The organism is Cupriavidus sp. SIMBA_020 (genome assembly GCF_046535395.1).
Lineage (GTDB): Bacteria > Pseudomonadota > Gammaproteobacteria > Burkholderiales > Burkholderiaceae > Cupriavidus > Cupriavidus campinensis.
Genome location: NZ_JAWRWU010000017.1, coordinates 1 through 12,736, shown reverse-complemented (window position 1 = coordinate 12,736; position 12,736 = coordinate 1). Strand labels below are relative to the sequence as shown.

Here is a 12,736-nt window from a genome sequence, read left to right as displayed (position 1 = left end):
CCCCTGTCGCACAGGGGCCCTGTCAGGCGCGGCACGCTGGCCGCGCGGCGAATCGTTATTGGGAGACTTCCTCCAGCGCCCTGCCGCGTGTTTCCACGCCCAGCATCAGCACCATCGCGGCTGCCACGGCGAAGGACATCGCCCCCAGCGTGAACACTCCGCCCTGCCCGGTCACCGGCAGCAGCACGCCAACCAGATAGGGGCCCGCCAGCGAACCGATGCGGCCGATCGACGAGGCAAAGCCGGAGCCGGTGGCGCGAGAGCGCGTGGGATAGAGTTCCGGGGTGTAGGCGTAGAGCACCGACCACATGCCGAACAGGAAGAACTGCATGCACAGCCCGGCGGCGATCAACTGCTCCACCGGCACCTTGTGCACCGCCGCCTGGCCGTACGCATACGCGGCGACGGCGCTACCGAGCAGCATCAGCGCGCAGGTTGGCTTGCGGCCCCATTTCTCGAGCAGCCATGCCGAGAACATGAACCCGGGAATGCCCGCCAGCGAGATGTAGACCGTGTAGAGCACGGACTTGGTCACCGCATAGCCGGCCTGCTGGAGCAGCGCCCCGAGCCAGGTGGTCAGGCCGTAATAGCCGAGCAGCGCGAAGAACCAGACCGACCAGAGCATGATCGTGCGGCGCGCATAGGGGCCAGACCAGAGTTCCATGAAGCGCGCCTTCCGGCTGGCCGGCTGCGCACTCCCGTAGGTCGTGGCGACCGGGGGCAAGGCGCGGCCCCAGGCGCGTTCCACACGCTGCTCGATGCCAGCCATCACGGCGTCGGCTTCGCGCCTGCGTCCCACATCCTCGAGCCAGCGCGGGGATTCGGGCACCATCCGGCGCACCACGAACACAAATACGGCTGGCACGGCCAGTGCGATGAAGATGCCGCGCCAGCCGATCATCGGCAGCAGGAAATACGTCAGCGCGCCGGCGGCGATGAAGCCGATCGGCCAGAACCCTTCCAGGATGGCCACGTACTTGCCGCGGCTCTTGGCCGGCACGATCTCGGACACCATCGACAGACCGATCGGAAACTCCATCCCCATGCCGAAGCCAAGCAGCACGCGATAGATCATCAGCGTCGTGACGTTGTCCGCCAGCCCGCACATCAGGCTGCCCACGCCCCAGAAGATCATGCTGACCTGGAACACGGGCTTGCGGCCGAAGCGATCTGCCAGCAGCCCGGCGATGGCGGCGCCCAGGAACATGCCCAGGAAGCTCGAGCTGGCGAGCATGCCGGCCTGCGCGGCGGTCAGGCCGAACTCGGCCTTGATCGAACCGAGCACGAACGTCATGAGGCCGAGGTCCATCGAATCAAAAAACCACGCGGTGGCGATGATGCCGAACAACGAGCGCTGGTAGCCCGTCATCGGCAATCGTTCCAGCCGCGCCGCTACGCCGGCCTCCAGCCTGAGGGCGCCTGCTGACATATCCATGGTTGTCTCCTGTGTAGGTGAGTCGCGCTCTCTGGCGGCGCGCTTTCGTAATATATTAGTTGGACATCGCTGATGTTCAAGTTATGGTTTACGGCATGCCGTGCGAAGCGGCATCGTTTGGTCCAGCGGAAATGCGGTGCTACGCGGCGCGGCGCGGCGCCATGGACGGGGCTTCGGCGGAGAGATCGCCGTGCCAGGCATGCCGGACGATGGCGGCATAGCGCACCGGTACGTCCGGCACGGGAAACGCCTTGGCGAGGCGCGTCACACCAAGGGCATCCTTCACCAGCGTCTCCAGGTCATCTTGCGCGATGCCGCACTGCTGCAGTGTGGTGGGAATGCCCAGGTCACGGACCAGATCGCGCACCAGGACGGGCAGGCGCGCCACGGCCACATGGGGATCGGGGTCCTCGATCCCGAACAGCCGGGCCACGGCAAGCATCTCGCCGGCACGCACATCGCGCAGGGCATCGAGTACGTAAGGCAGCATCACCGCATTGGTCGTGCCGTGCGAGCGATGCGTCAGCCCCGCCACGGCATAGGCGATGCCATGCACCGCGTTCAGTCCGGCGCTGCCATACGACAGCGCGGCATAGAGGCTTGCATGGCTCATGCCGATGCGCGCTTCGGTGTCCTCGCCGCGTTGGTAGCTGCGCAACAGATACTGGCTGCACAGCCGGATCGATTCATGCGCGAACAGCATGGTCAGGGCATTGCGGCCGCTATAACCGGGGTCAGGGTCCCCGCCCCGGTCGAAACGGGCGGCGTCTAGCGTCAGGTATGACTCGATGGCGTGGGTCAACGCATCGATGCCCGCGTCGGCCGTCACCCGTGGCGGGCAGGTGTAGGTGAACTCGGGGTCGATCAATGCCACGGCGGGCCGCAGGCGGTTGTCCATGACGGCCACCTTGGTGGCGCTCTCCGGATCGACCAGGATCGCCCCGGGCGTGGCCTCGGAGCCCGTGCCTGCGGTAGTGGGCAGCGCAATCATCGGCAGGATGGGCGTGGCGCTGTCGATCATGCCGATGAACTCCCGCACCGGCTTGCCGCCCGGCAGGCTCAGGCAAAGGGCCTTGGCCAGATCGATATTGCTGCCGCCGCCGAGGGCGATGACGTGATCGAGCGGCTCGCCGTTGCACTGCGCCCGGATGGCTGCCGTGGCGGTGTCGCAGAGCGTGGTCGTGGGATCCGGCATGCCGCCGTCATAGACCATCAGTGCCACGCCGTGTGCGCGTGCGGCAGCGACGAGTTCATCGACCCATGGCGTGGCGGAGGTGAAGAACGTATCCGTGACCAGCAGGCCGTGACGATAGCCCAGCCGCTGCAGCAGCGCAGGCAGCTGCGCGCGGGTGCCTGCGCCCACGATCAGGCGCGCCGGCGCGCAGAAATAGATCAGGTCCTCCATTCTCATGCTGTCTCCCGTGGGTATGTTCTGGTGCCGTGCGCTGCGGCTGGCGCTGGCCAATGCTTGCGCAGATACACGGCGATGTCCTCGGTCCGCTCGGTCAGCACGCTGTGGCCGGCGCCCTGCAGGACGTGGAATTCGGCGCGCGGAACCCCATCGGCCAGCATCGCGCCGTGCGTCAGCGGGCAGTCGGCATCCTCGCTGCCGTGGATGACCCGTGCCGGAGTCGTGATATGGGCCAGCTCGCCGCGTTGGTCCGTCCGCCGGATCGCGTTCCAGGTCCACGCCACGGTGCGATGGTCGGCGGCCTCACGCAGCCCGAGCCGTTGTTCGCGTGTCGCGATCGCTTCCAGCAGCGCATCGGGTGACGACGGCGGGAACCAGGCCACCGCGTCGAGGTACGGCGTGCCCGAGACCAGCAGCAACTCGGCGGGGAGCGGCCACGCGGCCGTCGTGCGGACCTGTGACAGATAGGCCAACGCCACGGATACCCCCATGCTCCACCCGGCCAGCACGAACGGCCCATCGACATGCCGGGTAATCGTCCGGCCCAGCTCACGTGCGTAGGCATCCAGCGTGCAGTCGTCCTCACTGGCGGGCGCCTTCGCGAGGCCACGCCCGGGCAGATTTGGCAGGATGAAGGTGCATCGGTCGGCCAACTGCCGTGCCAGCGGCAGCCAGGCACCCCGTGTGCCCTGGATGCCATGGACGGCCACCACGGTGATTGGCCCGCCCCCCACGGCTATGACATCGTCGTCCGTCACGTCTCCTCCGGTACACATCTAATATATTAGAAGGATAGTAGCAGAAATCCGACGGGAAGCAAGGGCGAAATCCAGCCTGTACAGGAGTTGCGTACGGCTCATATACAATGGGTTTTCCGTGCACCCAGATCCCGGCCCATGACCTCAAAACCCGCCACGCGCGCCCGTTCTGCGCCAGTACAAGAGCCTGAAGAGGCTCCAGGCCAGCGCGGCAAGCTGACCGACCTGGCATACGAGCAGGTAGAAGAAGCCATCGTGACGTTGAAGCTGGCGCCGGGTAGTTCCGTGTCGGAATTGCAGCTCAGCGAAATGACGGGAATCGGCCGTACGCCAATCCGGGAGGCGATCCAGCGGCTGGCGCGCGAGCATCTGATCATGGTGCTGCCGCAGCGCGGCCTGCTGATCGCGCCGATCGACGTAGCCAAGCAGCTTCGCCTGCTGGAGACCCGCCGCGAGGTGGAGCGACTGATCTGCCGCTGCGCCGCACGCCGCGCCACGGCGGAGCAGCGCGATCACTTCAAGCGCCTGGCGAAGGAATTCGAGCAGTCATCGCGCAGTGGCGACGACGTGGCCTTCGTGCGCGCGGACCGGGAATTCAATGAACTGTGTCTGGTTGCCGCCCGCAACGAGTTTGCCGAGGGGTCGATGCGGCTGATGCACGGGCTGTCGCGCCGCTTCTGGTATCTCCACTACAAGGAGGCGGCGGACCTGCCAACGATGTCGAAGCTGCACGCCACGGTGGCCTCGGCGATTGCGCGCGGCGATGTCGATGGCGCCGGCGAAGCGCTCGATGCGCTGCTGGACAATATCGAGGAATTTACGCGCGCGACGGTGCTGGGGGACTATCGCTAGCCCCCCGTAGCGAAAGCCTGATACTCAGAACGGCGCAGTCATCAGCCCGTACAGCGTGCGCACGCCATTGACATAGTTTCCAAGCCGAAGGTTCTCGTTCGCGGCATGCTGGTTGTTGTCGGCATTGACGAGCGGGATGATCACGAACGGCACGTTCAGTACATCCACGATTTCCGCCGTCGGCACGGTGCCGCCCATCATGCGGATACGGACGGGCTCCGGGCTCGTGCCAAAGGTGCCGGTGACGCCCTGGTACGCCCATTTCGCGACCGGGGAGTCCATCGGCGAACCCGCTGCATTCGCCCCTTCGCTCTGGTAGGAGAAGCTTGCCAGCTTGTCGTAGCGCGCGCGTTCCTCGTCGGTCGGCGTGCCTTTCACAAGGTGGTAGCCCTGCTTGGCGATGTACTGCTCGATCAGCTTGCCGAGGTACGCGGCATCGGAGTCCGGCGTGGTGCGCAGATCGAGTTCGGCCTCGGCCTTGTCCGGAACGATATTGGCGACCTTGTCACCGACTGCGGCGGCGGCCATGCCACGCACATTCAGCGACGGATATTGCAGCGCCTCCTGATAATTGGCGCCGACTTTCTCCGCTTGCGCGATGCCAATCCGGGCCTTCAGCGCTTTCTCGTCGTCAGGCACGGCGGCCATGATCCTGCGCTCGGCATCGCCGAGACGAACCTTGGCGTAGTAGCCCGGAATGGTGACGCGACCGCTATCGTCCTTCATCGAGCCTAGCAGGCTCGCGAGCCGGAGCGCCGGGTTCGGCACGTAGTTGCCGTAGTGGCCGCTGTGCAACGGCGCCTTCGGGCCGAACACGGTGATCTTTGCCTTCGCCGCGCCGCGGTTGCCGAAGATAAGTGTGGGGCGATTGGTGGCATGCATGGGGCCGTCGTGGATGATCATGCCGTCGCAGGCCAGCAGGTCGCGATGGGCCTGCATCACCTTGCCGATGGAGGGCGAGCCCTTCTCCTCCTCGCTGTCCAGGATCACCTTGATATTGACCGCGGGTTGGGTGCCTGCCGCCTTCATCGCATCGATGGCCGCCAGCAGCATCATGATCGGCCCCTTGTCGTCCGACGAGGAACGACCGAAGACCCGCCACTCCGGGTCCACCGCCCCCGAGAACAGGTTGGCCATGTCGATCTCCTCCCAATCGCCCTTGGCGCCCTTCTTCTTCAGCACAGGCGTCCACGGACTCTTCTGCGCCCATTGGGAGGGGATGACCGGCTGGCCATCCAGGTGCATATAGAACAGGACGGTCTTGCGCGACGCCTGCTTGCCCGGATACTCGGCGAACAACATCGGCTTGCCGTCGTTGTCCAGCGGCTGGGTCGTGAATCCACGCTTGCGGAATGCCTGCTCGAGCCAGGCCACATTGCGCCGGATATCTTCGGGCGCCACCGAATCATTGGGGATGCTGAGCAGATCCAGATACTCGCGGTAGCTCGCTTGCGCCTGCTGCTGGGCGGCTTCGGGTGCCAGGGTTGCCGCGTGTGCCACGGGGCTGAATAGGCTGGATAGGCCGGATATGCCAATAGCAGCCGCGCAGAGGGTCAGGCAGGGGGCGAAGGCGTTTCTCATCTTGTCCTTTTGGTCTTGTTCGAGGAGCGTGTCACTGGTGCCGTGCCAGCGGCGGCTGGCGGTGCATTCTACGCCCGCATCCGGACGGTCAAGCGTCCCGTGCGCCCTTCAGGCGTTTGAGAAACCATCGACCTGCCGGGCCTGGCGGCGTGTCTTTCCGGTACACCGCGAACATGGCAATCGGCGGGGTACGGGGTTGGAAGGCCTCGATGCGCAACCTCACGAGGGTGCCGGCATCCAGGTCAGCCTGAACCATGGCCATCGGCATATGGCCCCAGCCGAACCCGGCGCGCAAGAACGCATGCTTGGCGCCCAGATCGGCAAGCCGCCAGATTTGCGGCGAGAAGACGCCGAACGTCGTGCCTTCGGTCAGCGTGGTGCGATCGGTAAGTACCAACTGCACTTGGTCCTTCAAATCGCGCGGCCGGATGAGTCCCTTGCAGGACGCCAATGGGTGTGACGGGGCAGCAACCGTGACCATGGGTACGTCCAACAGCTTCTCCGCCTCCAACAACTCCGGAACCGCCGGCATGGAGCCGCTGATACCAAGCCGGCACGCCTGTCCCAGTACAGGCTGCATGACGGCGCCAAGAGCCTCGACGTAGAGCCGCAGCGGTGTGTGGGGAAATGCCTGCCGGAATGCGCCGACGGCATCGGTCAACGACGCCATGGGATACATGACGTCCACGACGACCGACAACTCGGGCTCCAGTCCATCGGCAATCGCGCGCGCTTTCGATTTGAATCCGTCCATGCCGCTCACCACCTGGCGAGCCTGCGCCAGCAGCGCAGTCCCTTCCTCGGTCAGCCGGGGGTAGCGGCCGCTGCGATCGAAGAGCTGGACGCCAATCTGCCCTTCCAGATTGGCCAGCGTATGGCTGACGACCGACTGCGCGCGCCTGAGTTTGCGGCCCGCAGCGGAAAAGCTTCCTTCGTCAGCGGCGGCGATAAACGTGCGGAGCTGGTCCAACGAGACGGCGTCGAGCATGTATCTACCAGATAGATGGATTTCATCTAGAAATATAGGCTTCCTGGATAGGTGTCAAGTCTCTAATCTTCGGACATCCACTCTCTGAAAAGGATGAACAACATGAACTCGAACCTGAACGCCAACCTCGACCTCCTCAATGCCCGCTCGGCCGTCCCGGCCATTGGCCGCACTCTCATCGCTGCCATCTTCCTCATCAGCGGCTTCGGCAAGCTGATGGCCCCCGGGGCGACGATGGCCTATATCGGCTCGCTGGGCCTCCCGGCACCGGCGCTCGGCCTGATCGGCGCATTGGTACTGGAACTGGCAGGCGCCGCGCTGCTGGTGCTCGGCTACAAGACGCGCCTGGTCGCCCTGCTGCTGGCGGCCTACGCCGTGGTGACCGCGCTGATCTTCCACCACGCGCTGGCAGACCAGAACCAGATGTTCCATTTCCTGAAGAACCTGGCCATGGCCGGGGGCCTGCTGCAGGTGGTCGCCTTCGGCGCTGGCGCCTTCAGCCTGGACAACCGTCGTGCGCTGGCCGAGCGGGTCATTGCCTAATATCCGGCACCAACAAGGGGAAACGCATCATGACCATCGCAACAGCGCTTTTGCAGCAACACCTCCAGTGGCTGGTTGACGACCCGCAGCAATGGCAGGGATTGATTGCCGACGACATCGTGTGGGATCTGCCCTATGCACCGAGCCTTGGCCATCCGCTGCAACTTGACGGCCGCGAGTCCGTGCTGCGGCATGTGGGCTGGTTCGTGGGCGCGGTCAAGGATTTCCGCTTCTTCGATACGGTGGTCACCGCCACCGACGACCCCCAGCATGCCATCGCCCGGGTGCGGGCCGAAGGGCTGATCTCCGCAACCGGGCGGACCTACCGGCAAGAGTACGTCGTATTCCTGACCGCGCGCGACGGACGGATCGCCCATTTGCGGGAGTATTTCGATCCGGTACAGGCCGCGTTGGCCCTTGACGCCCCGATCGTGGGCGTCCCTTCGAGGAGCATCTGATGAAAGCCATACAAGTTGCCGCCTATGGCAGCCCGGACGCCATGGCCCTGGCCGAACTGGACGATCCCGTTCCCGGCGATAACGAAGTCCTGATCGATGTTGCCGCTGCCGGCGTGAATCCGATCGACTGGAAAATCGTCAGTGGCGCCATGAAGGCGTTCATCCCGCTGCCCTTGCCTTTCACGCCCGGCGTGGATGCCGCCGGCACCGTCGTCGCAGTCGGGCGCCACGTCACCACGCTGGCACCGGGGGATGAGGTCATGGGATTCATCGGCATCGTCGGCGCCTATGCCTCCCGGATTGTGGTGGATGCCAGCCGGCTGGCGCGCAAGCCGGCGCGGCTGAGCTTCGCCGAGGCGGCCGCGATGCCCGCTGCGACGCTGACGGCCTGGCAGGCGCTGCACGAACACGGTGCGTTGCAGGCCGGTCAAACGGTCCTGATCCATGCCGCGGCGGGCGGCGTGGGGAGCGCGGCAGTGCAACTGGCGAAACTGGCCGGCGCGCATGTCATCGGCACCGCTTCGGCAGGCAATCGCGAGTACCTGCAAAGCCTCGGTGCGGCAGCGTTCATCGACTACCGCGCACAGGATTTTGCGGAGCAAGTCTCCCAGGTCGATCTGGTGCTCGACCTCGTCGGCGGCACAACGCAGGCAAGGTCGTGGTCGGTGCTGAAGCGCGGCGGCACGCTGGTTTCCACCGTCAGCAAGCCGGATGCCGCGCGCGCCGGCAACCCGGCACAGGTAACCGGCAGGCATTTCGCCACCCGTGCCGATGGCCCGATGCTTGCCGCGCTGGCCGCGCTCCATGCCTCCGGCGAGGTGCGCACCCATGTCGATTCGGTCTTTCCTCTCCAGGAGGCAAGCCGTGCCCTGGCAAGGAGCATGGGCGGCCACGTGCGGGGGAAGGTGGTTCTGGACGTGACCGCCTAGCGAGCGCCTAGGTACCGAAGCGGACCGCCGGCGAGAGCGTGAATGATTCGCGCATGTCACGCACCTCCTCGACCGGCGTGCGGCCAAACAGGCGCTTGAACTCCCGGCTGAATTGGGACGCGCTTTCGTAGCCGACGCGCCCCGCTGCCGCCGCCGCGGTCACGCCGTCGCGGATCATCATCAGGCGCGCCTGATGCAGGCGGGTCGACTTGATGTACTGGATCGGCGATGTCTGCGTCACGGTGCGAAAGTTGGCGTGAAACGCCGGCACGCTCATGCCGGCTTCCTCGGCAAGACGCGCGACGTTGAGCGGCGTCGCAAATTCGGTGTGAATCCGCTTGAGTGCCCGCGCCACGCGCCCGAACCGGCCGTGATGCGCCAGCGCGGCACGCATCGCCCCGCCCTGCTCGCCTGTGAGCACCCGATAGCAGATCTCTCGCACGATACCTGGCCCCAGTACCTGCGCATCGAGCGGCACCGTCAATGCTTCCAGCAGCCGTATCGTGGCGCCGGCAAGGTCTCCCTCCAGCCGTGTGGAAACGATGCCGGTCGGCGGCGCTTCGGGATGATGCCCGGCGGCACCGATCTGCGTCATCAGCTCGCTCAGTTCGATCAGGTCCAGACGGATGGACACCGCAAGCATGGGTTCCTCCGGCGAGGCCTGGGTTTCCGTCGAGAACGGCAGCGGGACGGACAGCACGAGGTAATGCTGCGCGTCGTAGACATAGACCTCATTGCCCAGGAAGCCGAGCTTGCGCCCCTGGCAAACAATCACGATGCTCGGCTCGTACAGCACCGGCGTGCGCCCGAGCGGACGATCCGAACGCATCAGCCGCACGCTGTCGAGCGCCGACTGGGTGTAACCCTCGTTGGGCGCCAGTCTCTCCAGCAGACGGACCATCCGGGTGGAAGCGGGATTGCGGACGTTCGACACCGCGCTCTCCTGTTGTCGCAATAGACGCCATTGTAGTCACCCCCCGGCGCGCGCGCCAGCCGACTCGATAGGGACTCGATAGGAATAGGCAATAACGGCATCGGTCCGTGTATTCGCCTCCGGGCGCGTCTTCCCTACCATTCATTCACCGGCCGACGAACCCCTTTCGCTTCATTGCAGGCCGCAACCGGCACGGCGTCGTCCCCGTAACAAACGCGGACAGGCGCCGCCAAAACCGAACCGACAATAGGAGTAAGCAAGATGGCAATCTCTTCCACCCAATCGAAGGTCATCCTGATCACCGGCGCCAGCAGCGGCATTGGCGAGGGCACCGCCCGTTTGCTCGCCGCGCAGGGCCATCGCCTTGTGATTGGCGCACGCCGCACCGACAGGCTCGTCGAGCTGACGGCATCGCTGCAGGAGGCCGGCGGCATCGTCCGCTATCGTGAACTCGACGTCACCTCGGCGGAGGATGTCGCGGCATTTGCTCGATTTGCGCTCGACGCCTTCGGTCGCATCGACGTGCTCATCAACAATGCGGGCGTGATGCCGCTTTCGCCGCTGAACGCGCTGAAGGTCAGCGAGTGGAACCGGATGATCGACGTGAACATCCGTGGCGTACTGCACGGCATCGCTGCCGTCCTGCCGACGATGGAGCAGCAAGGCCAGGGCCAGATCATCAATATCTCCTCGATCGGCGGCCTGTCCGTGTCGCCAACCGCCGCCGTCTACTGCGCCACCAAGTTTGCCGTGCGCGCCATTTCCGACGGGCTGCGCCAGGAGACGGACAAGATCCGCGTGACGGTGGTCTGCCCGGGCGTCGTGGAGTCCGAACTGGCCGACTCGATCTCCGACGACACCGCGCGCTCGGCCATGCAGGCGTTCCGCCGCATCGCCATCACGCCCGATGCCATCGCCCGCGCCATCGCCTACGCCGTGGAGCAGCCGGCCGATGTCGACGTCAGCGAGATCATCGTACGGCCCACCGCCAGCCCGTTCTGAACGCCTGGCACCTGTCCCGCAACCCGACCAAGGAAACCATCATGACATCACGCCATTCGGAAACCGGCGCCTTCGCAGGCAAGGTCGCCATCGTTACCGGCGCGGCCAGCGGCATCGGCCTGGCCACGACGGAACTCCTGCATGCCCAGGGGGCAAACGTGATCGCCGTTGGACGCAGCGCCAATGTCGAAGCACTGGCCCGACCCGGCATCGTCCCCCTCGTCGCCGACGTAGCACGCGAGGAAAGCGCCGTGCAAGCGGTCGCGACAGCGATCGACCGGTTCGGCAAGCTCGACATTCTCGTCAACAACGCCGCGATCATCATCAACAAGCCCGTCGTCGACATGTCACTCGAAGACTGGAACAGCATCCAGGCCGTCAACGCCACGGGCGCGTTCCTGTTCTCGCGGGAAGCCATGCGCGCGATGGTGCCGGCAAAGTCCGGCGCCATCGTCAATGTGGGTTCGTACGCGTGCTATCAGGCATTCCCGACCATCGCCGCCTACGCGGCCTCGAAGGGCGCGCTGGCGCAGTTGACCCGCGCGTTGTCGCTCGAAGCCATCGAGCACGGCATCCGCGTCAATGCGGTGGGCTCCGGTGACGTCATCACCAACATCACCAATCACATCCATGCCGACGGTCAGGCGTTCCTGGCCGAACACGGCAAGAAGGCGCCCATCCGCCGCGCAGCCCAGCCGAAGGAAATTGCCGAGGTGATTGCATTCCTGGCATCGGAAAAGGCCAGCTTCATCGTCGGTGCCGTCGTGATGGCCGACGGCGGCATGAGCGTCGCGCTGCCCTGAAGACGTCGCCCGTCCAACTTCAACCTACAACTCGAGAATCTTCACCATGAAAACACCAACCCGTACCTGGTTCATCACCGGCGCCTCGAAAGGCGTGGGCCAGAAGCTCGCCAAGCATCTGCTTGAGCAAGGCCACCGTGTGGCCGCAACCTCGCGCACCGCAGCATCGCTGACCAAGGTGTTCGGTCAGGCATCCGACGGTTTCCTTCCCCTGGAAGTGGACCTGACCGATGACCAAAGCGTCCGGCGGGCCATCGAGAAAGCCGTGCAGACGTTTGGCGCCATCGACGTGGTTGTAAACAACGCTGGCTACGCACAGCAAGGCACCGTCGAGGCATTGTCCGACGACGAGCTGCGCCAGAACTTCGAAGTGAACTTCTTTGCGCCGATGGTCGTCCTGCGCCATGCGCTGCCGCATCTTCGCGGCCAACGCAGCGGGCACATCATCAATATCGCGTCGATCGTCGGTTACCAGGGCGGCTATGCGGGCTGGGGCAGCTACGTCGCGAGCAAGTTCGCGCTGGCGGGTCTGACCGAATCGCTGGCCGCGGAAGTTGCCGAACTCGGCATTCGCGCCACGGTGGTCTATCCCGGCCCAGTTCGCACCGATTTTCTGTCAAGCGGCGCGCTGGCGGTGGCCAAACGGCAGATCGATGATTACGCGGAGGCCAAGGCGTCGCTCGACCTGCATCTCGGCACGCTGCACGGCCACCAGGCCGGAGACCCTGACAAGCTGGCACTGCTGATCATCCAGGCCGCCAGTGTCGAATCGCCACCGCTGCATCTGTTCGCCGGCAGGATCGCCAACGACCTTGCCGCCGTCAAGGCCAAGGCCGTCGCGATGGATCTCGATGCGTGGAGGGGCTCGTCAGAAGCCACCGATTTCGTGGATTGATTGAGAAGCGTGTATCCGTCCCGGCATGATCACCGGGACGGATTGGGTCGTGAACGGTGCCGGGCCGGGTTACTCGATCACCGGCGCGTGCACCGGGGCGATGGATGCGTGCGGCGTCTGGGTGCGCTGGGCAGCCTTGTGGACCAT

At 65.3% G+C, this 12,736-nt stretch carries 13 protein-coding genes; 7 read left to right on the top strand and 6 right to left on the bottom strand.

What is annotated here, in order from left to right; genetic code table 11:
• Nucleotides 1-55: 55 nt before the first annotated feature.
• The 3 genes from SB751_RS24855 to SB751_RS24845 form a co-directional block, all read right to left on the bottom strand.
• Nucleotides 56-1,435 carry an MFS transporter gene (locus tag SB751_RS24855; RefSeq protein ID WP_144197544.1) on the bottom strand — a complete coding sequence of 460 codons (1,380 nt, stop codon included), beginning with the start codon at nucleotides 1,433-1,435 and terminating at the stop codon, nucleotides 56-58.
• 139 nt (nucleotides 1,436-1,574) lie between these two features.
• Nucleotides 1,575-2,846: an iron-containing alcohol dehydrogenase gene (locus SB751_RS24850; RefSeq protein WP_410748658.1), complete on the bottom strand. Its 1,272-nt coding sequence runs from the start codon at nucleotides 2,844-2,846 to the stop codon at nucleotides 1,575-1,577.
• Entirely contained in the window at nucleotides 2,843-3,604 is a 762-nt protein-coding gene (locus tag SB751_RS24845) for an alpha/beta fold hydrolase (protein WP_244844472.1), read from the bottom strand. The genes SB751_RS24850 and SB751_RS24845 overlap by 4 nt, the downstream gene beginning before the upstream one ends.
• A gap of 138 nt (nucleotides 3,605-3,742) precedes the next feature.
• Between SB751_RS24845 and SB751_RS24840 the strand changes: the two genes are divergently transcribed.
• Nucleotides 3,743-4,456, top strand: coding sequence for a GntR family transcriptional regulator (locus SB751_RS24840; RefSeq protein WP_144197541.1), 714 nt, complete (start codon nucleotides 3,743-3,745; stop codon nucleotides 4,454-4,456).
• Nucleotides 4,457-4,480: 24 nt separating this feature from the next.
• Here the strand turns inward: SB751_RS24840 and SB751_RS24835 are convergent, their stop codons facing one another.
• Nucleotides 4,481-6,037, bottom strand: a complete 1,557-nt coding sequence (locus SB751_RS24835; protein WP_144197540.1) for a M20/M25/M40 family metallo-hydrolase — start codon at nucleotides 6,035-6,037, stop codon at nucleotides 4,481-4,483.
• An 88-nt stretch (nucleotides 6,038-6,125) separates the two neighbouring features.
• Entirely contained in the window at nucleotides 6,126-7,025 is a 900-nt protein-coding gene (locus SB751_RS24830) for a LysR family transcriptional regulator (RefSeq protein WP_144197539.1), read from the bottom strand.
• Nucleotides 7,026-7,118: 93 nt separating this feature from the next.
• Between SB751_RS24830 and SB751_RS24825 the strand changes: the two genes are divergently transcribed.
• The 3 genes from SB751_RS24825 to SB751_RS24815 are packed head-to-tail and all read left to right on the top strand — an operon-like array spanning nucleotide 7,119 to nucleotide 8,955.
• Nucleotides 7,119-7,568, top strand: a complete 450-nt coding sequence (locus tag SB751_RS24825; RefSeq protein WP_144197538.1) for a DoxX family protein — start codon at nucleotides 7,119-7,121, stop codon at nucleotides 7,566-7,568.
• A 29-nt stretch (nucleotides 7,569-7,597) separates the two neighbouring features.
• Nucleotides 7,598-8,026, top strand: a complete 429-nt coding sequence (locus SB751_RS24820) for a nuclear transport factor 2 family protein (protein ID WP_144197537.1) — start codon at nucleotides 7,598-7,600, stop codon at nucleotides 8,024-8,026.
• Nucleotides 8,026-8,955, top strand: a complete 930-nt coding sequence (locus SB751_RS24815) for an NADP-dependent oxidoreductase (protein WP_144197536.1) — start codon at nucleotides 8,026-8,028, stop codon at nucleotides 8,953-8,955. The genes SB751_RS24820 and SB751_RS24815 overlap by 1 nt, the downstream gene beginning before the upstream one ends.
• 7 nt (nucleotides 8,956-8,962) lie before the next feature.
• Here SB751_RS24815 and SB751_RS24810 read toward each other — a convergent pair whose 3' ends face one another.
• Complete coding sequence (locus SB751_RS24810; RefSeq protein ID WP_144197807.1) at nucleotides 8,963-9,856, bottom strand: AraC family transcriptional regulator; 894 nt, start codon at nucleotides 9,854-9,856, stop codon at nucleotides 8,963-8,965.
• Between the two features lie 294 nt (nucleotides 9,857-10,150).
• Between SB751_RS24810 and SB751_RS24805 the strand changes: the two genes are divergently transcribed.
• Genes SB751_RS24805 through SB751_RS24795 form a run of 3 tightly spaced genes read left to right on the top strand, consistent with a single transcriptional unit; the run spans nucleotide 10,151 to nucleotide 12,589 of the window.
• On the top strand, nucleotides 10,151-10,891 hold the full coding sequence (locus SB751_RS24805) for an SDR family oxidoreductase (RefSeq protein ID WP_144197535.1): 741 nt from the start codon (nucleotides 10,151-10,153) through the stop codon (nucleotides 10,889-10,891).
• Between the two features lie 41 nt (nucleotides 10,892-10,932).
• Nucleotides 10,933-11,694 carry an SDR family NAD(P)-dependent oxidoreductase gene (locus SB751_RS24800; RefSeq protein WP_144197534.1) on the top strand — a complete coding sequence of 254 codons (762 nt, stop codon included), beginning with the start codon at nucleotides 10,933-10,935 and terminating at the stop codon, nucleotides 11,692-11,694.
• A 46-nt stretch (nucleotides 11,695-11,740) separates the two neighbouring features.
• Entirely contained in the window at nucleotides 11,741-12,589 is an 849-nt protein-coding gene (locus tag SB751_RS24795) for an SDR family oxidoreductase (RefSeq protein WP_144197533.1), read from the top strand.
• Nucleotides 12,590-12,736 lie beyond the last annotated feature (147 nt).